This window comes from Blastococcus sp. TML/M2B, assembly GCF_016612865.1.
Classification (GTDB): Bacteria; Actinomycetota; Actinomycetes; order Mycobacteriales; family Geodermatophilaceae; genus Blastococcus.
This window is the reverse complement of sequence record NZ_JAENZZ010000001.1, coordinates 1,534,305-1,553,789: the sequence shown is the minus strand read 5'-3', so window position 1 is coordinate 1,553,789 and position 19,485 is coordinate 1,534,305. Positions and strand designations below refer to the sequence as shown.

At 73.7% G+C, this 19,485-nt stretch carries 18 protein-coding genes and 2 pseudogenes; 1 reads left to right on the top strand and 19 read right to left on the bottom strand.

The window, feature by feature from the left end:
• Nucleotides 1–116 precede the first annotated feature (116 nt).
• The 12 genes and pseudogenes from JKP75_RS07570 to JKP75_RS07525 form a co-directional block, all read right to left on the bottom strand.
• Nucleotides 117–551 (bottom strand): GNAT family N-acetyltransferase, encoded by a 435-nt coding sequence (locus JKP75_RS07570; RefSeq protein ID WP_200492903.1) that lies wholly within the window; start codon nucleotides 549–551, stop codon nucleotides 117–119.
• Nucleotides 548–1,339 carry a CPBP family intramembrane glutamic endopeptidase gene (locus JKP75_RS07565; protein ID WP_200491938.1) on the bottom strand — a complete coding sequence of 264 codons (792 nt, stop codon included), beginning with the start codon at nucleotides 1,337–1,339 and terminating at the stop codon, nucleotides 548–550. Before JKP75_RS07565 ends, JKP75_RS07570 begins: the two co-directional genes overlap by 4 nt.
• A gap of 21 nt (nucleotides 1,340–1,360) precedes the next feature.
• On the bottom strand, nucleotides 1,361–2,314 hold the full coding sequence (locus JKP75_RS07560; protein ID WP_309229620.1) for an RluA family pseudouridine synthase: 954 nt from the start codon (nucleotides 2,312–2,314) through the stop codon (nucleotides 1,361–1,363).
• Complete coding sequence (lspA, locus tag JKP75_RS07555; protein WP_200491939.1) at nucleotides 2,311–2,898, bottom strand: signal peptidase II; 588 nt, start codon at nucleotides 2,896–2,898, stop codon at nucleotides 2,311–2,313. The genes JKP75_RS07560 and lspA overlap by 4 nt, the downstream gene beginning before the upstream one ends.
• Before the next feature lie 63 nt (nucleotides 2,899–2,961).
• A complete protein-coding gene (locus tag JKP75_RS07550) occupies nucleotides 2,962–4,212 on the bottom strand; it encodes an ABC transporter ATP-binding protein (RefSeq protein ID WP_200491940.1) in 1,251 nt (416 codons plus the stop codon).
• A gap of 58 nt (nucleotides 4,213–4,270) precedes the next feature.
• Nucleotides 4,271–4,756: a carbohydrate ABC transporter permease gene (locus JKP75_RS23350; RefSeq protein WP_309229619.1), complete on the bottom strand. Its 486-nt coding sequence runs from the start codon at nucleotides 4,754–4,756 to the stop codon at nucleotides 4,271–4,273.
• Nucleotides 4,753–5,106, bottom strand: coding sequence for a hypothetical protein (locus JKP75_RS23345; RefSeq protein ID WP_304504626.1), 354 nt, complete (start codon nucleotides 5,104–5,106; stop codon nucleotides 4,753–4,755). Before JKP75_RS23345 ends, JKP75_RS23350 begins: the two co-directional genes overlap by 4 nt.
• A complete protein-coding gene (locus JKP75_RS07540) occupies nucleotides 5,106–6,068 on the bottom strand; it encodes a carbohydrate ABC transporter permease (RefSeq protein WP_200492902.1) in 963 nt (320 codons plus the stop codon). The genes JKP75_RS23345 and JKP75_RS07540 overlap by 1 nt, the downstream gene beginning before the upstream one ends.
• Nucleotides 6,065–7,339 (bottom strand): extracellular solute-binding protein, encoded by a 1,275-nt coding sequence (locus tag JKP75_RS07535; RefSeq protein WP_242471981.1) that lies wholly within the window; start codon nucleotides 7,337–7,339, stop codon nucleotides 6,065–6,067. The genes JKP75_RS07540 and JKP75_RS07535 overlap by 4 nt, the downstream gene beginning before the upstream one ends.
• A 228-nt stretch (nucleotides 7,340–7,567) precedes the next feature.
• Nucleotides 7,568–8,473, bottom strand: a complete 906-nt coding sequence (locus tag JKP75_RS23740) for a DUF4032 domain-containing protein (RefSeq protein ID WP_309229618.1) — start codon at nucleotides 8,471–8,473, stop codon at nucleotides 7,568–7,570.
• Nucleotides 8,359–8,808, bottom strand: a pseudogene (locus tag JKP75_RS20850) (lipopolysaccharide kinase InaA family protein); the annotation flags it as partial. The pseudogene JKP75_RS20850 and the gene JKP75_RS23740, both read right to left, overlap by 115 nt.
• An 89-nt stretch (nucleotides 8,809–8,897) precedes the next feature.
• Entirely contained in the window at nucleotides 8,898–10,409 is a 1,512-nt protein-coding gene (locus tag JKP75_RS07525) for a potassium/proton antiporter (RefSeq protein WP_200491944.1), read from the bottom strand.
• A gap of 131 nt (nucleotides 10,410–10,540) precedes the next feature.
• Between JKP75_RS07525 and ileS the strand changes: the two genes are divergently transcribed.
• Nucleotides 10,541–13,711: an isoleucine--tRNA ligase gene (gene ileS, locus JKP75_RS07520; protein WP_309229617.1), complete on the top strand. Its 3,171-nt coding sequence runs from the start codon at nucleotides 10,541–10,543 to the stop codon at nucleotides 13,709–13,711.
• Here the strand turns inward: ileS and JKP75_RS07515 are convergent, their stop codons facing one another.
• From JKP75_RS07515 to ftsZ, 7 genes and pseudogenes are all read right to left on the bottom strand, one after another.
• Nucleotides 13,712–14,317, bottom strand: coding sequence for a hypothetical protein (locus tag JKP75_RS07515; protein WP_200491946.1), 606 nt, complete (start codon nucleotides 14,315–14,317; stop codon nucleotides 13,712–13,714). It abuts the gene before it with no gap.
• 126 nt (nucleotides 14,318–14,443) lie between these two features.
• Nucleotides 14,444–15,169, bottom strand: coding sequence for a DivIVA domain-containing protein (locus tag JKP75_RS07510; RefSeq protein ID WP_200491947.1), 726 nt, complete (start codon nucleotides 15,167–15,169; stop codon nucleotides 14,444–14,446).
• Nucleotides 15,170–15,268: 99 nt separating this feature from the next.
• Entirely contained in the window at nucleotides 15,269–15,559 is a 291-nt protein-coding gene (locus JKP75_RS07505; protein ID WP_200491948.1) for a YggT family protein, read from the bottom strand.
• Nucleotides 15,560–15,627: 68 nt separating this feature from the next.
• Nucleotides 15,628–15,910 (bottom strand): annotated as a pseudogene (locus tag JKP75_RS24440) (cell division protein SepF); the annotation flags it as partial.
• 512 nt (nucleotides 15,911–16,422) lie between these two features.
• Nucleotides 16,423–17,100 carry a YggS family pyridoxal phosphate-dependent enzyme gene (locus tag JKP75_RS07495; RefSeq protein ID WP_309229687.1) on the bottom strand — a complete coding sequence of 226 codons (678 nt, stop codon included), beginning with the start codon at nucleotides 17,098–17,100 and terminating at the stop codon, nucleotides 16,423–16,425.
• A 26-nt stretch (nucleotides 17,101–17,126) separates the two neighbouring features.
• Nucleotides 17,127–17,864: a peptidoglycan editing factor PgeF gene (gene pgeF / locus JKP75_RS07490; protein ID WP_200491950.1), complete on the bottom strand. Its 738-nt coding sequence runs from the start codon at nucleotides 17,862–17,864 to the stop codon at nucleotides 17,127–17,129.
• A gap of 48 nt (nucleotides 17,865–17,912) precedes the next feature.
• Nucleotides 17,913–19,199, bottom strand: coding sequence for a cell division protein FtsZ (ftsZ, locus tag JKP75_RS07485; protein WP_200491951.1), 1,287 nt, complete (start codon nucleotides 19,197–19,199; stop codon nucleotides 17,913–17,915).
• Nucleotides 19,200–19,485: the final 286 nt, after the last annotated feature.

Genomic DNA, 19,485 nt, shown 5'->3' with positions numbered 1-19,485 from the left:
GATCCTCGCACTGGAAGCTGTCTACGCCGAGGGTCTGACAGGACGTGTCGGCGCCCGGCCGGACCGATCCGTCACACCCGCCCCGTCCGCCCGCGGCAGCGCAGGCCGGAGCGGCGTCACGGCAGCTCGCGGCGCATGGTGACGTGCGCGATACCGGCCTCGAGGTACTCGTCCCCGACGGCGGTGTAGCCGGCCCGCTCGTAGAAGCCGCGGGCGGTGAGCTGCGCGTGCAGCTCGATCGCGGTCATCCCGCCGAGCACGGCCTGGCGGTGCAGCTCGGCCAGCACGGCGGCGCCGTACCCGCGGCCCCGCGCCGAGGCGTCGGCCGCCATCCGCCCCAGGGACGCCGTCGTCCCGCCGTCGTCGGGGAGCAGCAGCCGCCCGGTCGCCACGACGCGTCCGGCGTCGTCCCGGGCGTGCACGTGGACGGCGGTGGCGTCCCGCTCGTCCAGCTCGATCTCGGGCGGCACCCCCTGCTCCTCGACGAAGACGCGGGTGCGCAGGGCGGCGATCTCGGGCCAGTCGGCGGGGCCGGCGACGCGTGCGGTCACCACGCCGGTCGTCCGGCGGGCAGGGCGCGGGTGGGCACGAGCAGGAAGCGTAGGTCGATGGCCGCGTGCAGCAGCACGGGGAGCAGCAGCGACCCGGTCCCGAGGTAGAGGGCGGCCATCACCCCGCCGAGCACGCCGGTGAGCACGATGCCGGCGCGGCCCTGGTAGGCGTGCGCCAGGCCGAACGCGACCGCCGCGACGAGCACGAGCACGGCCGAGGGCAGGCCCCCGGCGACCGCTGCCACGACGGCGAGGAAGAAGCCGCGGTAGAGCCACTCCTCGCAGATGCCGGCGGTCAGCCCGACGACGGTGAACAGCCGGCGCTCCCCCGGCGTCCGGGGCAGCAGCGCCAGCGTCGCCTGCCCGGGCGGCTCGGCGTGCCGGCCGGCCCGGCTCCCGGCCGCGGGCCGCACGGGCTGCGGGGCCTCGGTGAGCGCACCGCCCCGCAGCGCCCGGGTGGAGGCGCCGACGAAGAGCAGCACGAGGACGACGAGCAGCAGCGTCAGCGGGCCGGGCGACCGCGGCCAGGCCAGCCCGACGGCGGCGGCGTCCACGCCGGGGGCGGAGAGCCACACGACCAGCGCCAGCAGCGCCAGGCCCCACTCGAGGACCAGCAGCCGGCCGTAGAAGGAGCGCCGGGCGCCGGGGTCGCTCCGCAGCCGGCCCTCGAAGCGGCGGTGCAGGACGTGGCCCGCGACCGGCTCACCGACGACCAGGTAGACGGCGACGACCGCGGCCGCGAATGCGGCGGGGCCGAAGTCGGCCAGCGAGTCCGGCAGCCCGCTCACGGCTGGTCCCCCACCGCCCGGTCAGGCCTCGGCGCGCAGGACGGCCAGCGCGCCGGCGAGGTCGGCCGGGTACTCGCTGGTGAACTCCACCCAGGTGCCGTCGGCGGGGTGCGGGAACCCGAGCCGGACGGCGTGCAGCCACTGGCGGCTCACGCCCAGGCGGGCCGCCAGGGTCGGGTCGGCGCCGTAGGTCGTGTCGCCGACGCAGGGGTGCCGGAGCGCCGAGAAGTGCACCCGGATCTGGTGGGTGCGCCCGGTCTCCAGCCGGATGTCGACCAGGCTGGCGGCCGGGAAGGCCTCCATCACCTCGTAGTGGGTCACCGACGGGCGCCCGCCCTGGACCACCGCGAACCGCCAGTCGTGCCGGGGGTGCCGGTCGATCGGCGCGTCGATGGTGCCCCGCGAGGGGTCGGGGTGCCCCTGCACCAGCGCGTGGTAGCCCTTCTCGACCCTGCGCTCCTTGAACGCCGCCTTGAGGGCGGTGTAGGCGCGCTCGCTCTTGGCGACGACCATCACGCCCGTGGTCGCGGCGTCGAGGCGGTGCACGACGCCCTGCCGCTCGGCGGCGCCGGAGGTGGAGACGCGGTAGCCGGCGGCGGCGAGGCCGCCGATGACGGTCGGGCCGTCCCACCCGGGGCTCGGGTGCGCGGCGACCCCGACGGGCTTGTCGACGACGACCAGGTCGTCGTCGTCGTGCAGGATCGCCATGCCCTCCACCGGCCGCGGCGCCACCGGCTCGCCCGGGGGTGGCGGCAGCTCGACCTCGAGCCAGCTGCCCCCGCTGACCCGGTCGCCCTTGCCCCGGACCCGGCCGTCGACCAGCACGTTCCCCGCGTCGGCGACCTCGGCCGCGACGCTGCGGGTCAGGCCGAACAGGCGGGCCAGCGCCTGGTCGACCCGCTGCCCCTCGAGGCCGTCGGGGACGGGCAGGGCACGGTGGATCCCGGACGCGGGAGAGCCGGGAGCGCTGGTCACTCCCCCATTGTGACGGTCGGGCTGTCCCGGTCGGTGGAGCCCGCCGTCCCCGCGTGGGCGCGGGTGCCGTCGAAGTCGATCCCGCGGAACGCCAGGACCGCGCCCAGCACCCCGCCGCAGACGATCGCGGAGTCCGCGACGTTGAAGACCGGCCAGGCCCGCCCGTCGGGGTCGAGGACGGCGATGAAGTCCACGACTCCCCCGCGCAGGAAGCCCGGGTCGCGGAAGACGCGGTCGACCAGGTTGCCGACCGCGCCGCCGAGCACCAGCCCGAGGGTCACCGCCCAGCCGGTGGAGAACAGCCGCCGGGCGGTGCGCACGATGACCGCGACGACCGCCAGCGCCACCAGCGTGAACACGACGGTGAAGCCCTCGGCGAAGGAGAACGCCGCACCGGTGTTGCGCAGGTGGGTCAGGTACAGCACCCCGTCGAGGACGGTGATGTCCTCGCCGGGCTCCACCGTGGCGACGACGACCAGCTTGGTCGCGAGGTCCACCAGCAGCACCGCCGCGGCCAGGAGCAGCAGCAGCCGCGTGCGGGGGCGGGCCGCCGGGGCGCCGACGGGGTCGGGCTGCTCGGTCACGCCGACGACGATAGCCGCGCCGTCCGCGGGCACCCGGCTGCGCCGCCCCCGCCGGCCCCTCGCTCAGGCCGCCCCGATGGACTCCCCGCGCGCGTGCTCCTGCTGCTCCTCCCGGTCCTGGGTGGCCATGCGGGTGAGCTCGGCACCGGCCTCGGCGTCGCGGGTGAGGTTCTCCCCCGTCTCCGGGTCGAAGACGTGCACCTTGCGGGTGTCCAGCCAGAACTCCGCCTCGCGGCCCTCGCGGATCCGGCTGGTGGAGTCGATCGAGACGATCGCCTGGGTGCGCAGCTCCTCGGAGTCCAGCTCGCGGGACAGGTCGCGCAGCTGCTTCCGGATCGACTCGGGCGCGTCGTAGGGGATGTAGGCGAACTGCGAGTCGCCCAGCCACTCGGTGACGTCGACCCGGGCCGTGAAGACCGAGCCGTGCGGCCGCTTGGCCTCCTCCACCAGGGAGGCGTCCTCGAAGTACTCCGGCCGGATGCCGACCAGCAGCAGCTCGTGGCCGGCGACGGCGGCGGCCCGCTTCTCGTCCAGCACGATCTCGCCGAACGGCGTCTCCAGCCGGTCGCCCTTCGGCGTCGCCGGCAGGAAGTTCATCGGCGGCGAGCCGATGAACCCGGCGACGAACAGGTTGACCGGCTGCTCGTAGAGCTCCCGCGGGGAGGCGACCTGCTGGATCTTGCCCTTGCGCAGGACGCAGACCCGGTCGCCGAGGGTCATGGCCTCGGTCTGGTCGTGGGTGACGTAGACCGTGGTGATGCCCAGCCGGCGCTGCAGCCGCGAGATCTCGGTGCGCATCTGACCGCGCAGCTTGGCGTCGAGGTTGGACAGCGGCTCGTCGAAGAGGAACGCCTCGGCCTGCCGGACGATGGCCCGGCCCATGGCCACGCGCTGCCGCTGGCCACCGGAGAGGTTGGCCGGCTTGCGCTCGAGGTGGTCCTTGAGCTCCAGGACGTCGGAGGCCTCGGTGACGCGGCGGCGCACCTCGTCGTCGGGCATCTTGGCCAGCCGCAGCGGGAAGGCGATGTTCTCGAACACCGTCATGTGCGGGTAGAGGGCGTAGTTCTGGAAGACCATCGACAGGTTCCGGTCCCGCGGCGCGAGGTCGTTGACCCGCTTGCCGCCGATGAGCATGTCGCCGCTGGTGATGTCCTCCAGGCCGACGATCATCCGCAGCAGCGTCGACTTCCCGCAGCCCGACGGCCCGACCAGGATCATGAACTCGCCGTCGGCGATGTCCAGGCTGACGTCGTTCACCGCGGGGAACCCGTCGCCGTACTGCTTGACGATGTTCTTCATCTCGATCGAGGCCATCAGGAGTCCCCTCGCTGGGTGGGTGGGGTGGGGGTGAGCCGGGGCGCCGGTGCGGGGGTCATCCCTTCACCGCGCCGTTGGTGAGGCCGGCGACGATGCGCCGCTGGAAGAGCAGGACCAGGAGGACGACGGGGATCGTCACGACCACGGCGGCCGCGGCGATCGCACCGGTCGGGTCCTCGAACTGCGAGGCACCGGAGAACAGGCCCAGTGCGGCGGGCACCGGACGGGCCGCGCTGGTCGAGGTCAGCGAGATGCCGTAGACGAAGTCGTTCCAGGCGATGAAGAAGGCGATGATCGCGGTGGTGAACACCCCGGGCGCCGCCAGCGGGACGATCACCTTGCGGAACGCCTGCCAGGTGGTCGCGCCGTCGACCTGCGCCGCCTGCTCCATCTCCCACGGGATCTCACGGAAGAACGCCGACATCGTCCAGATCGAGATCGGGAGGGTCAGCGACAGGTACGGGATGATCAGGCCGGGCCAGGTGTCGTAGAGCCCGATCTGCCGCCACACGTTGAACAGCGGCGTCACGATCGAGATCACCCCGGGAAGATCGCCACGACCAGCGCGGTCGAGAGGATCAGCTTCTTGCCCGGGAAGTCCAGCCGGGCGATGCCGTAGGCGGCGAACATCGCCAGCAGGCAGGAGATCGCGGTGGCGATCAGGCAGATGCCGAAGCTGTTGCGCAGCGCCGGCAGGAACAGGTCACCGCCGCTGCCGGTGAAGATGCCCTTGTAGTTCTCCCAGGTCCCGCCGTCGGGCAGGAACGACTTGTTGGCCAGGTCGGACGGCTTCTTGAACGAGACCGACACGATCCAGGCGATCGGGAACAGGCAGTAGACGAGGATCGCCGCCCCGCCGATCCACCACCAGGTCTTCTCCTTGCGGGACATCAGCCTTCCCCTCTCGCGGAGGCCAGGTCGACCTTGAAGGCCTTGATGAACATCGTGGCGAGCAGCACCACGGACAGGAAGAGCAGCACGGAGACGGCCGAGCCCAGCCCGATCTCCAGCCGCGAGATGGTCTGCCGGTAGGCCAGGAAGGACACCGACTCGGTGCTGTTGGCACCGTTGGTCATCACGAAGATCGTGTCGAAGACGCGGAAGGCGTCCAGGGTGCGGAACAGCAGCGCGACCATGATCGCCGCCTTCATGTTCGGCAGCGTCACCCGCCACAGCCGCTGCCACCAGGTCGCGCCGTCGACCTTCGCCGCCTCCTGCAGCACCTCGGGCACCTGGGCCAGGCCCGCGAGCAGCAGCAGCGAGATGAACGGCGTGGTCTTCCAGATCTCGGCCAGGCAGATCACCAGCAGCGAGGTGCCCGTCCCGCCGAACCAGTCGGTGTCGGCGGAGACGCCGGGCAGCCAGGCGAACCAGCTGTTCACGAACCCGGTGTTGATGTCGAAGGCGAACTGCCAGGCGAACGCCGAGACGACGGTGATCACCGCGTACGGGATGAGGATGGCCGCCCGGATGATCGGCCGGATCGAGGACAGCGCCTTGGCCATCACCATCGCCAGCGCGAAGCCGAGGACCAGCTCGACCAGCACCGTGACGACGGTGATGAGCATCGTCACGCCCAGGGCCTTCCACCACAGGCTGTCGGTCAGGATCACCCAGTAGTTGTCCAGGCCGGTGAACGACCGGTTGTCCGGGTCGGTGAGCCGGTAGGAGAACAGCGACTCGTAGGCGGCCTGCAGGATCGGGTAGGCCGTGACGGCCAGCATCACGAAGAACGCCGGGCCGGCCAGCAGCCAGCCGAGCTTGCGCTCGGCCTTCGACCGGTCGCTGATCGTGCCGTGCGGGGCGGAGACCGGCTGCGTCTTCTCCGTCGGGGGCATCGTCGTCTGCGTCATAGCAACTGCTCTCCTGCCAGGACGGCGGTGATGAACTCCGTGGCCGTCGCGGGGGTGGACTCCGGGTCCACCGACGCCGGCGGGTGGTACTCGCGCTGGATGCCGCCGGAGACCTCGCTGTAGTACGGGGTCTGCGGCCGCGGGGCGGCCAGTTCGAGCGATTCCCGGATGACGTCGGCCTGCGGGAACGCCTCCTGCACGTCCGGGTCGTCGAAGACCGCGGCCTTCGACGCCGGGTTGCCGTCGTGCACGAAGTAGTACGCCTGGTTCTCCTCGCTCACGATGCACTCGGCCGCCTCGAAGGCGAGGTCGGTGTGCGCGCTGAAGGCGCCGATGCCGAGGTTGATGCCGCCGTACGGCGGGGCGGCCGGGGTGTCCTCGTCGACGCGGGGGTAGACCGCGGCGGCGTAGTCGTCGACCACCGACTGCTCCAGGCTGCCCGCCTCCACCGCACCCTGACCGCGGGCGTAGACGAAGGGGTAGTTGACCTGGAAGCCGCCGCGCTCGCCCTCGAACCCGGTGGCCGAGGCGTCCTCGTTCTCGGTGGAGAAGGCCGAGGAGACCTGGCCGGAGTCGGCCACCGCCCGCATGACCTCCGCCGCGCGGCGCCCGGGCTCGGTGTCCAGGCCCAGGGTGATGTCCTCGGGGGCGTCGGCGTTCTCGTCGATGATCGAGCCGCCGGCGGACTCGATGAGCGCGTTGAACCACACGGTGAGTGACTCGGCCCGGGCCCCCTGCGCGCCGATCAGCACGTCCTGGTCCTGGGCGGCCTGGATGACGTCGTCCCACGTCACCGGCTGGCTCATGTCCAGCCCCGCGGCCTCGGCGACCGAGGCGCGGTACCAGAGCACCTGCGTGTTGGCCCAGAACGGGACGGCGACCAGCTCGTCCCGCCAGGTCGAGCCCTCGACGGCGCTCTGCACGACGCCCTCGGTCACCCGCTCGGCGACGTCGTCGGGCACCGGGGCGAGGAAGTCGGCCTCGGCGAACTCCGGGATGAACGGCGGGTCCAGGCTCATGATGTCGATCGAGGAGTCCGAGGCGGCGAGGCGGCGGACCAGCTGCTCGCGCTGCCCGGCCGCGTCCCGCGGCAGGACCGCGGTGCTGATCCGGTAGCGCCCCTCGGCGGCGTCGGTGCACCGGGACGCGATCTCGGCCTGCCCGCCGGCGTCGGGGTTGGTGTACCAGGTCAGGGTCGGCGGTCCGCCGCTGTCGCCGCCGCAGGCGGCGAGGGTGCCCGCCGCCACCAGCAGCGCAGCGGCGCCGGCCATCCCTCGTCGCCCTGATCGGGGCACCGCCCTCGCAGGCGCGGGAGCGCGCCCCCGGGATCCGGAACGGCCAGGAGCGTTCGGCATCGGTCATCGCCTCCGTTGGCGCCTCGCGAGCTGATCAAGAGGGGTGCTCGGAGCGTGGTGCAGGCCACAGGGGCTGTCAATTCGAACCGATACCGCGCCGTGACCGATGCCGTTCCCGCCCGGCGCGGCGGCCGTACGCGCCGCTCAGCGGCCGGTCGCGCGCTCGGCGATGACCGACGGTGTGGTGACCTCGGGGGGTGTGCGCGGGAGGACGTTCTGCGCGTACGAGCGCGCCGCCTCCGCCGTCCCGACGTCCCGGCCGGCCCGCTCGGAGAGCAGCCAGCGGTGCGTGAGCACCTCGTGGAAGATCTCCGCCGGGGCGAGCCGGCCGGCCAGCTCGGGCGGAATGGCGGCCATCACCGTCTGGTAGACGTCGGCCAGCCAGCGGTGCGCCGCCGTCGGCTCGGGCACCGGCTCGCCGGTGCGCTGCTCCAGGTGCGCCCGGTAGGCGCGGACGTCGTTGAGCAGCCGCTGCGCCTGCCGCTCCTGCACCTCCAGGCCGGTGAGCCGGAACAGCTCCCGCCGGTTGTGCCCGGGCTCGGAGACCCGGGTCTCCACGCGCAGCCGGGCGCCCTCCGGCGAGGTGACGATCTCCACCTCCCCGACGTCGAAGCCGAGCTCGTTGAGCCGCCGGAGCCGTTCGGCGACGCGGTACTGCTGCTCGTTGGGCGAGAAGGTCTCCTCCCGGGTGACCTCCTCCCACAGCGACTCGTAGCGCGGCGGCAGGCTGTCGGCGACCTCGACGGGGTCGATGCCCTCGGGCAGCAGCCCGCCGTAGCGGAGGTCGAGCAGCTCGGCGCCGACCCGCTCGCGGGCCAGGTCGACGTCGTGCCGCGGCGCTGCCCCGGGGTGAGCGACGGGTAGCGCTCGACGGTCTCGGCGTCGACCAGGTAGGCGGCCAGCGTGCCCGCGTCCAGCCGGAACAGCGTGTTCGACAGGGAGCAGTCGCCCCAGAAGACGCCGGCCAGGTGCAGCCGCACGAGCAGCACGACCATCGTGTCGAGCAGCTGCTCGGCGGAGTGGTCCCCCGGCGGGCGGGAGAACAGCCACCGGTAGGACATCGAGTACTCGAGGTAGCGGGTCACCAGGATCGCCTGCTGGTCGAGGGGGCGGTCGACGCAGATGCCCAGCACGCTGACCGCCGGCAGCCCCTCCTCCTCGAAGCGGGCCAGGAGCCCGTACTCGTGCCGGGCCAGCCGCTCGGCGATCTCCTTGAGCGCGTAGACGTGCCCGCCGGCGGCGACGAACCGCACGACGTGCCGGGAGATGCCGCGCTGCGGCACCTCGAGCAGCAGGCTGTCGTCCCACTCCTCGAGCGGTCGGTCCCAGGGCAGGCCGAGCAGCTCGGCCGCCTCGGTGGCCGGGGGCCGGAAGAGGAAGCGCATGGCGAACTCCGTCGGTCGCAGCACTGGCCGGGCCGCCACCTTCGCACGACCGGTGCAGGGCCCGCAGCCCCACCGAGCGGAGCGAGGGCTCAGTCCGCGCCGGTGGGGGCGCCGGTCTCCCCGCGCCAGGTCGCCAGCCGGCCGGCCCGGCTGACCGCCCGCAGCCGCCGTTCGGCCTCCCGACGCGAGCGCCGGGCGGTGACGATGAGCGCCTGGTCGCCTCGCCTGAGCCGGGTCTGCTCGTCCGGGACGAACGATCGCCCGTCGCGCACGACGAGCACCACCGCGGCGTCCTCGGGCAGCCGCAGCTCGGGCAGGTAGACGCCCTGGAGCCGGGAGCCGGCCTGGACGGTGAGCTGCAGCAGGTCGGCGTCGAGCTCGTCCAGCGGCGCGGACTCCACGTCGACGTCGCGCGGGATGGCGGGAGCCGCGATGCCCAGCCGCCGGGTGACCGCGGGCAGGAGCCCGCCCTGCACGACCGTGAACACCACGACGAGGACGAACACGGTGTCGAAGATCATCGTGGCGTCGGGGACCCGGCCGGTGAGCGGGAAGGTGGCCAGCACGATCGGCACGGCGCCGCGCAGCCCGGCCCACGAGACGAACGCCTGGTGGCGCAGCGGCCAGCGGAACCAGACGAGGCTGGCGAGCACCGACAGCGGCCGGGCCACCAGCAGCAGCGCGGCGCCGACGAGCAGCGCCGGGACCACGGCGTCGGGCAGCCGGCCCGGCGAGACCAGCAGCCCGAGCAGCACGAACAACCCGATCTGGGCCAGCGACGCCGCGCCCTCCGCGAAGCCGATGCTGGCCGACCGGTGCGGCATGCGGACGTTGCCGAGGACGACGCCGCAGAGGTAGACCGCGACGATCCCCGAGGTGTGGGCGAGGCTGGCGCCGGAGAACGCGAGCACACAGATCGCGAGCGTGGCCAGCGGGTAGAGCCCGGCCACGGGGAGCGCGACGCGGCGCAGCAGCCAGCCGCCGCCGGAACCGACGGCCAGGCCGATGAGCGCACCCCCGGCCAGCTCGACGGCGAGCTCCCCGACGACGACGTACCAGGCGTGCGTCTCACCGCCTTTGAGCTGCGAGATCAGCGCCGCGGCCAGCAGGATCACCGGCGCGTCGTTCAGCCCGCTCTCGGCCTCGACGGCGGCCACCAGCCGGCGCGGCAGCGGCAACCGGCGGAGGACGGCGAACACCGCGGCGGCGTCGGTCGAGCCGATGACCGCGGCGAGCAGCAGGGCGAACCCCCACTCGACGTCGAGCAGCCAGACGGCGAACGACGCGGTGACGACGACGCTGACGCCCACGCCGACCGTCGCCAGGGTGACCCCCGGCCCCAGGGCACGGCGCATGTCGTCCCACCGCGTGGTGAGCCCGCCCTCGGCCAGGATGACCACGAGCGCGGCGATGCTGAGGTTGGCCGCCAGGTCGAAGTCCTCGAACTGGATGCCCAGGCCGCTCTCCCCCAGCCCCACGCCGAGGGCCAGGTAGAGCAGCAGGCTGGGCAGGCCGAGCCGGTCCGCGAGGCGCAGCGCGACGGCCGCGACGAGCACGACGACGGCACCGATCCCGAGCGCGAGCGTGACCGTCGTGCTCACCGGCCGCCGTCCCCCATGGGGGCAGTGTCGCGTACGCCCGTGTCGGGGCGGTGTCGCGCCCTCTCGCGGTTCGGGGCGGCGCGGCGGACGCCCGCCCCGAACCCGTTTGCCGGTTCGGGGAGAATGGCGGCGTGAGTTCCCCCTCGGCCACCGGCCCGTTCGCAGCCATGCCCCCGCAGGTCGACCTGCCGGAGCTGGAGCAGCAGATCCTGCAGCGCTGGGAGGCCGACAAGATCTTCGCCCGGACGCTCGAGGGCTCGGCCGGCCGGCCGCAGTGGAACGTCTACGAGGGGCCGCCGACGGCCAACGGCCGCCCGGGCACGCACCACATCGAGGCGCGCGCGTTCAAGGACGTCTTCCCCCGGTTCAAGACGATGCAGGGCTGGCACGTGCCCCGCCGCGCGGGCTGGGACTGCCACGGCCTGCCGGTGGAGATCGCCGTCGAGCAGGAGCTCGGGTTCGCGGGCAAGCCGGACATCGAGCGGTACGGCATCGCGGAGTTCAACGCGAAGTGCCGCGAGTCGGTCGAGCGGCACGTCGACTCGTTCTCCGAGCTGACCCGCCGGATGGGCTACTGGGTGGACATGTCCACGGCCTACTGGACCATGGACTCCGGCTACATCCAGAGCGTGTGGTGGTCGCTCAAGCAGATCTTCGAGAAGGGCCTGCTGGTCGAGGACCACCGGGTCGCCCCCTACTGCCCGCGCTGCGGCACCGGCCTCTCCGACCACGAGGTGGCCCAGGGGTACGAGTCGATCACCGATCCCTCGGTGTACGTCCGCATGCCCGTCACCAGCGGCGAGTGGGCCGGGAAGGCCGACCTGCTGATCTGGACGACGACGCCGTGGACGCTGCCGTCGAACACCGCCGTCGCCGTGCATCCCGACGTCACCTACGTCGTCGCGCGGCGCGGGGAGGACACGCTCGTCGTCGCCGAGCCGCTGCTCGCCGCCGTCTTCGGGGAGACCGACGACGTCGATGTGCTCGCCCGGACCACCGGCCGCGACTGGGAGCGGGTGCACTACCAGCGCCCCTTCGACCTGGTCGAGTTCCCGGAGGGCGACGCCCACTACGTCGTGCTCGCCGAGTACGTGACCACGGAGGACGGCACCGGCCTGGTGCACCAGTCCCCCGCGTTCGGCGCCGACGACCTCGCGGTGTGCCGCGGCTACGGGCTGCCCGTCGTCGTCCCGATCGACGCCACGGGCCACTTCCTGCCCGACGTCCCCCTGGTGGGCGGGCACTTCTTCAAGGCCGCCGACCCAGCGCTGGTGGAGGACCTGCAGGCCCGCGGGGTGCTGTGGCGCGAGCAGCGCTTCGAGCACAGCTACCCGCACTGCTGGCGCTGCCACACGCCGCTCATGTACTACGCGCAGCCGTCCTGGTACATCCGGACCAGCGAGATCAAGGACCAGCTGCTCGCCGAGAACCAGAAGACCACCTGGTACCCGGAGAGCATCAAGACCGGCCGCTACGGCGACTGGCTCACCAACAACGTCGACTGGGCGCTCTCCCGGGACCGGTACTGGGGCACACCCCTGCCGATCTGGCGGAACGACGCCGACCCGTCCCGCATGGTCGCCGTCGGCTCGCTGGCCGAGCTCTCCGAGCTGACCGGCCGCGACCTGTCCGACCTGGACCCGCACCGCCCGTTCATCGACGACGTCACCTTCACCCGGCCCGGTGAGGAGGGCACCTACCGGCGGGTCCGGCAGGTGATCGACGCCTGGTACGACTCCGGCTCGATGCCGTTCGCCCAGTGGGGCGCGCCGCACCGCAACCAGGAGCAGTTCGAGGCCGCCTACCCGGCGCAGTTCATCTGCGAGGCGATCGACCAGACCCGCGGCTGGTTCTACACGCTCATGGCCGTGGGCACGCTGGTGTTCGAGCGGAGCTCCTACGAGAACGTGCTGTGCCTGGGCCACATCCTGGCCGAGGACGGCCGCAAGATGAGCAAGCATCTGGGCAACATCCTGGAGCCCATCCCGCTGATGGACCGGCACGGCGCCGACGCCGTCCGCTGGTTCATGCTGGCCGGCGGCTCGCCATGGTCGGCCCGGCGCGTGGGCCACGAGACGCTCTCCGAGGTCGTCCGGAAGGTGCTGCTCACCTACTGGAACACCGCGAGCTTCTTCACCCTGTACGCGGAGGCCAACGGCTGGGATCCCGCGACGACGCCGGCGCCCGCGCGCGCCGAGCGCCCGCTGCTGGACCGCTGGGCGCTGGCCCGCCTGGCGGCGGTGACCCGTGAGGTCACCGACGCGATGGAGGACTTCGACACCCAGGGCGCCGGCCGGCTGCTCGCCGGCTTCGTCGACGACCTGTCCAACTGGTACGTCCGGCGCTCGCGGCGGCGCTTCTGGGACGGCGACCCCGCCGCCCTGGCCACGCTGCACGAGGTGCTCGACGGGCTGACCCGCCTCATGGCGCCGTTCACGCCGTTCGTCACCGACGAGGTCTGGCGCCGCGCCGTCGTCCCCGGCCTGGTCGGGGCGGCCGCCGACCGCGCCGTCGACTCGGTGCACCTGGCCTCCTGGCCCGCCGTCGACGAGGACGCCCGTGACGACGCGCTCGTGGCGCAGGTGGACCTGGTGCGCCGGCTCGTGGAGCTGGGCCGCTCGGCCCGCACCTCGGCCAAGGTGCGCACCCGGCAGCCGCTGGCCCGCGCGCTAGTCGCGGCACCCGCATGGTCGGCGCTCCCCCGCGACCTGGTCGCCGAGGTGGCCGACGAGCTGAACGTGGCCGAGCTCGTCGAGCTCTCGGCCGTGGGCGGCGACCTCGTCGACGTCAGCGTCAAGGTGGACTTCCGCGCGGTCGGCCGCCGGCTGGGCAAGCAGGTGCAGGCGGTCGCGAAGGCCGTCGCCGCCGCCGACCCGGCCGCGCTCACCGCCGCCTACCGCGCGGGGACCGCGACCGTGGAGGTCGAGGGCTCGCCCGTGGCGCTGGCCGACGGGGACCTGATCGTCACCGAGACCCCGCGCGAGGGCTGGACCGTGGCCAGCGGCGGCGGGCTCACCGTCGCCCTGGGCCTCACCCTCACCCCCGAGCTCGAGCGGGCCGGCCTGGTCCGCGAGGTCGTGCGGCTGGTGCAGGAGGCGCGCAAGAACGCGGGCCTGGAGGTCAGCGACCGGATCGAGCTCTCCTGGACCGGTGAGGGCGCGGTCGCCCGGGCCGTCACCGAGCACGCCGACGCGCTGGCCGCCGAGGTGCTCGCCGAGCGCGTCACGCAGGGGCCGGGCGACGGCGAGGGCGTCGAGGGGCCGGAGGGCTCGCGCTTCTGGGTGGTGCGCAGCCCGCGCTGATCAGCCGCGCCTGCGGGCCCGGACGCCCTCGGCGAGCGTGGCGTCGGGCCGGCAGGTGCCGCACGGCGTGAAGCCGTCGGCGCGGGCCTCGTCCACCGGGATCGGGACGACCTCCCGGCCGGTCAGGGCGGCGCAGCCGGGCACGTGGTAGCGCGGGTGCTCGTCGACGACGAGCACCTCGTCCTTCAGGTCGACGACGAGCAGCAGGTCGGTGACCTCCACCTCCTCGACCGGCGGCTCGCCCTCGTCCGCGCGCTGCGACGACGACGCCGGCGGCGGAGCGGAGACCGGTGCGGCCGGCGTGGCCGGCAGGACCGGCTCCGCGGGCGGCGCGGCGGCGGCGCCGTTCCCCGCGTGCCGGCCGGTGGGGGCCTCGGTGGTCGCCGGCCGCCGGGCCGGCTCCGTCGCCGCACGGGCGGGCGGGGTGGGGGCAGCCGGGACGGGCTCGGCAGGAGCGGCCATCCCCCGGCGGGCGAGGAACAGCAGCACCGCGGCCAGCACGCACACCCCGACGCACGCCCAGTAGAGCGCGGTCATCCCGGTGAGCACGCCGCCCACGAAGAGTCCGAGACCTCCGAGCACCAACAGGCCGGCCACGATGATCACGCCCCGAACTCTAGGGGCACGACCCCAGCGGCGCGCTCACGACGCCCTCCGCCCCCGGGAACGGCACAGGGCCCCCGGACGGTGGTCCGGGGGCCCTGCAGCGCGCTCCGCGCGGAGCGCGGTCGGTCAGGCGCCGGCGTGCTGGTTCTGCCGGGCGTTGGACGCCGGCTCCGCCGAGCCGCGGCTGTCCAGGTCGCGCAGGTGCGACTCGAGGTAGGAGCGCAGCCGGGTGCGGTACTCGCGCTCGAAGGTGCGCAGCTCCTCGATCTTGCGCTCGAGGCTGCTGCGCTTCTCCTCGAGGCTGCCCATCGCCTCGACGTGCCGGCGCTCGGCGTCCTGGTCGAGGGCCGCGGCCTTGGCCCGGGCCTCGCGCTCCAGCGTCTCCGCGCGGGTGCGGGCGTCGCCGATCATCGAGTCGGCGCGGTGCTTGGCCTCGGTGACCATCTGCTCGCTCTTGGCGCGCGCGTCGGTCATGAGCCGCTCGCTGTTGGTCTTCGCGCCGCTGAGCATCTGCTCGGCCTGGGTCTTGGCCTCGTTGACGTACCGGTCGGCCGTCTCGGTGGCCAGCGCCAGCATCCGCGACGCGCGGGCGCTGTCGTCCTGCTGCGGCTGCGCCGGGGGCGCGGCGGCGACGGGCGCGGGGGCGGGGGCCGGCTCGGGGCGCTCCTCGGCGCGCGCCTGGACGCGGCTGCCGGCGCCGGAGCGCAGCTCGTTGTTCTCCTCGATCAGGCGGGCCAGCTCGGCCTCCACCACGTCGAGGAAGGCGTCGACCTCGTCCTCGTCGTAGCCCCGCTTGCCGATGGGCGGCTTCTTGAAGACGACGTTGTGCACGTCGGCAGGCGTGAGTGGCATCAGGTCACCTTAGAGGTACGGCGGGACGAGTGGGCTGCGGACAACCGGAGGGGGACGCGCTGGATCGACCGTCCGGTTGCCCGGGGAGTGTCGATCACGTTAGCGCGCCAGACCCCCGACGATGCCACGGAGGATGACCACGGCGATCAGGACCACCATGAAGCCGAGGTCCAGCCGGATCGTCCCCAGGTTGAGCGGCGGGATGACGCGGCGCACGGCCTTCAACGGCGGGTCGGTGGTGCTGTAGACGAGCTCCAGACCGGCGGCCACCGCACCCGCGGGGCGCCAGCTGCGGGCCAGCACCATCACCCAGTCGACGATGAACCGCGCGAACAGCAGCACGAGGAACACGGTCAGGACCACGTAGAGGATCAACCAGAGAAGTGCCACGGTCCTCGTTCGTCCTGGCACCCGGGGGTGCCGCCGTCATGGGCGCCCGGATGGGCGCCGCGCCTGCCTCAGGACTGGTTGAAGAACCCGCCCTCGCGGATCCGCGCCTTGTCCTCGGCCGTCACGTCGACGTTCTGCGGGCTCAGCAGGAACACCTTCGCCGTGACGCGCTCGATGCTACCGCGCAGCCCGAACGACAGGTCCCGCGGCGAAGTCGACGAGCCGCTTCGCGTCGGCGTCGTCCATCTCGGTGAGGTTCATGATCACCGGCATGCCGTCGCGGAACCGCTCGCCGATCACGCGCGCCTCGTTGTAGGTGCGCGGGTGCAGCGTGGTGATCCGGTACGGCTGCGGCGCGGGGGCCGGCGCCGGAGCGGGCTCCGGGACGACGGCGGCCACCGGCTCGCGGACGGCGAGACCGGCCGCGCCCACGGGGCCGCTGCTCATGGCGCTGATCCGCGAGCCACCGCCACCGGTGCCGGCCGACGGCGCCAGCCCGAGCGGGCGGGCCGGGGCGACCCGGCGCACGCTGAGCGGCTCGGGGGCGCGCGCCGGGGCGGGCTCGGCGGGCACCGGCTCGTCCTCGTCGTAGCCGGCCGGGTAGTCGGCCCCGTCGTAGTCGTCGTACCGGTCCTCGTCGTAGCGCGAGTACCGGCGATCGGCGTCGGGATGGTCGGACTGCCGGGCGTCGTACCGGCCGTACCCGCGGGCGTCGTCGTCCTCGACGAGCCCCAGGTAGATCCCCATCCTCCGCATGGCTCCAGCCATCGGACCTCCCCCTCTGCCAGCGTGCTCAGATGCACCTTCGACGATCGTCGACGGAGCCACTCCGGGGCTCCGGGGGCCCCTGGGACTGGTGTGACTCATGTGTCGTGAGGCGAGGCTAGGGGCCGCCGGCCGAACAACGCGGTTCCGACACGCACGATCGTGGCACCCGCCGCGACCGCCTCCTCCAGGTCCCCGCTCATGCCCGCGGAGAGCTCGACGGCGCCCGGGTGCTCGGCACGCACGCGATCGGCGAGCGCGGCCAGCCGGGCGAACGCGGGCCCCGGCTCCTCCCCGCGCGGGGCGACCGCCATGAGCCCGCGCAGCCGCACGCCCGGTAGCTCGGCGACGGCGTCGGCCAGGCCGGGGACGTCGTCCGGGGCCGCCCCCCCGCGGGCGCCCAGCTCCCCCTCCGGCCCGCCGAGGTCCACCTGGAGCAGGAGGTCCACCGGCCGCTGCGCGGCCTCCCCCGCCCGGCTCAGGGCCTGCGCGAGGGACGTGCGGTCGACCGAGTGGACGACAGCGCCCAGCCGGGCCACGGCGGCGGCCTTGTTGCGCTGGAGCTGGCCGATGAAGTGCCACCGCACCGGCAGGTCGGCCAGCTCGCCGGCCTTGCCGATCAGCTCCTGCGCGCGGTTCTCGCCGAAGTCCAGCTGGCCGAGCGCGGCCAGCTCCCGCACGTCGGCCGCGGGCCGGGTCTTGCTGACGGCCAGCAGCGAGACCGCGGCAGGATCCCGCCCGGCCGCCCGGGCGGCGGCGTCGATCCGCGCCCGCACCGCGTCGAGGTGCGCGCCGAGGCCGGTCACGACGGGTCGAGCCACACCAGGCCGGCCTGTCGCCCGGTGACGCCCTCGCGGCGGTGGGAGAACAGCTGGGGGTCCTCGACGGTGCAGCGCGGGTCGTGCACGACCTCGGTCACGCCGGCCCGGCCCAGCACCTCGGCCAGCCCCGCGCGCAGGTCGAGCCCGGGGGTGCCGCGCCGGGTGCGCACCGCGGCCGCGGGGGTGACGGCGGCGACCTCGGCCTGCATCGCCTCGGGCACCTCGTAGCAGGCGCCGCACACCGCCGGGCCGAGCAGCGCGGTGACGTGCCGGGCGCGGGCGCCCAGGCTCGCCATCGCCGAGAGGGTGGCGGGCAGCACCCCCCGGCGCACGCCCTCGCGGCCCGCGTGCACGGCGGCGACCACCCCGGCGACCGGGTCGGTGAGCAGCACGGGAACGCAGTCGGCCACCAGGACGCAGAGGACGAGCCCCGGTACGGCGGTGACGACGGAGTCGGTGCCGGGCAGCGGGCCGTCCTGCGGGCCCTCCACGACGGCGACGCGCGCCCCGTGCACCTGCTCCATCCAGACCAGCCGGTCCTCGGCGACGGCCAGCTCGCGGGCCACGCGGGACCGGTTCGCCGCGACCGCGGCCGGGTCGTCGCCGACGTGGTCGCCGAGGTTGAACGAGTCGTAGGGCGGCAGCGAACGGCCGCCCCGCCGATCGGTGACGACCCTGCGGGGTCGTGCCGAGGACGGGGCGGCCGGATTCGTACTCATCGCGTCGACCTTACGGCCGGGCGGAGGGGTCCCCGCCCGGCTCGTGGGCTACTGCTTGAGGAACTCGGGGATGTCGAGCTCCTCCTCGAAGTCCTCGTTCGACAGCGGCCGGCGGCCGTTGATCGCGCTCGGGATCGGCGGCAGCGGCGGCACGGTGATGCCGCCGCCCTGCTGCGGCGCGGCAGCCGGCGTCGCCGGGCGGGCCGGGGTGGCCGCCGCCTGCGGCGCCGGGGCGAGCCGCTCCCCCGAGCCCTGAGGCGCCGGGGCGGCCACCGGGTTCATCGGGGTCATCGACGGCCGGCGGTGCGGCGAGAGACCGCTGGGCACCGCGCCGGGCGCCTGGCCGGCGGGCACCGAGGCGGCCGCGCCGTCCTTGCGCACGTTCGGCTTACCGCTGTCGAAGCCGGCCGCGATGACCGTGACGCGGACCTCGTCACCGAGGGCGTCGTCGATGACGGCGCCGAAGATGATGTTGGCGTCCGGGTGCGCGGCGTCGGAGACCAGCGAGGCGGCCTCGTTGATCTCGAACAGCCCCAGATCGGACCCGCCCGAGATCGACAGCAGCACGCCGTGGGCGCCCTCCATCGAGGCCTCCAGCAGCGGGCTGGCGATCGCCTGCTCGGCGGCGAGCAGCGCGCGGTTGTCCCCGCGGGCGCTGCCGATGCCCATGAGCGCCGAGCCCGCTCCGGACATGACCGACTTGACGTCGGCGAAGTCCAGGTTGATCAGGCCGGGCGTGGTGATCAGGTCGGTGATGCCCTGGACACCGGAGAGCAGCACCTGGTCGGCGGTGCGGAAGGCGTCCATGACGCTGACGTTCCGGTCGCCGAGCTGGAGCAGCCGGTCGTTCGGGATCACGATGAGCGTGTCGCACTCGTTGCGCAGCTCCTCGATGCCCGACTCGGCCTGCACCGCGCGCCGCTTGCCCTCGAAGGCGAACGGGCGGGTGACCACGCCGATGGTCAGGGCGCCGAGCTTGCGCGCGATGGAGGCCACGACGGGCGCGCCACCGGTTCCGGTGCCACCGCCCTCGCCGGCCGTCACGAAGACCATGTCGGCCCCCTTGAGGACCTCCTCGATCTCCTCGCGGTGGTCCTCGGCGGCCTGGCGGCCCACGTCGGGCTGCGCACCGGCCCCCAGCCCGCGCGTGAGCTCCCGGCCGACGTCGAGCTTGACGTCGGCGTCGCTCATCAGCAGCGCCTGCGCGTCGGTGTTGATCGCGATGAACTCGACCCCCTTGAGGCCGACTTCGATCATGCGGTTGACCGCGTTCACCCCGCCGCCGCCGATGCCGACGACCTTGATGACCGCTAGATAGTTGTGCGGAGGTGTCATGCGGCGCTCCCCAACTGGACCCTCATCCTCAAGTTCAGCCTTACAGTTATGTCAACTCGGTCGACGGGGATGAAGCTAGGTGCGGGCCGAGAGGCGCTACAAGCACCCGCTCCGGCTCGGCGTGTCGGTAGGGCCGGACGCCACGGACCACTGGCGACACACCGGTCACATCTTCACCACTGGCCGTGACGACTCGCGCCGGATTCGTCTCATGCCGGGGTGCAGACTCCCACCGACCCCGGGAATCACACCCGCGACATTTGTTTTGCCCTCCGGGCGTGTCGCG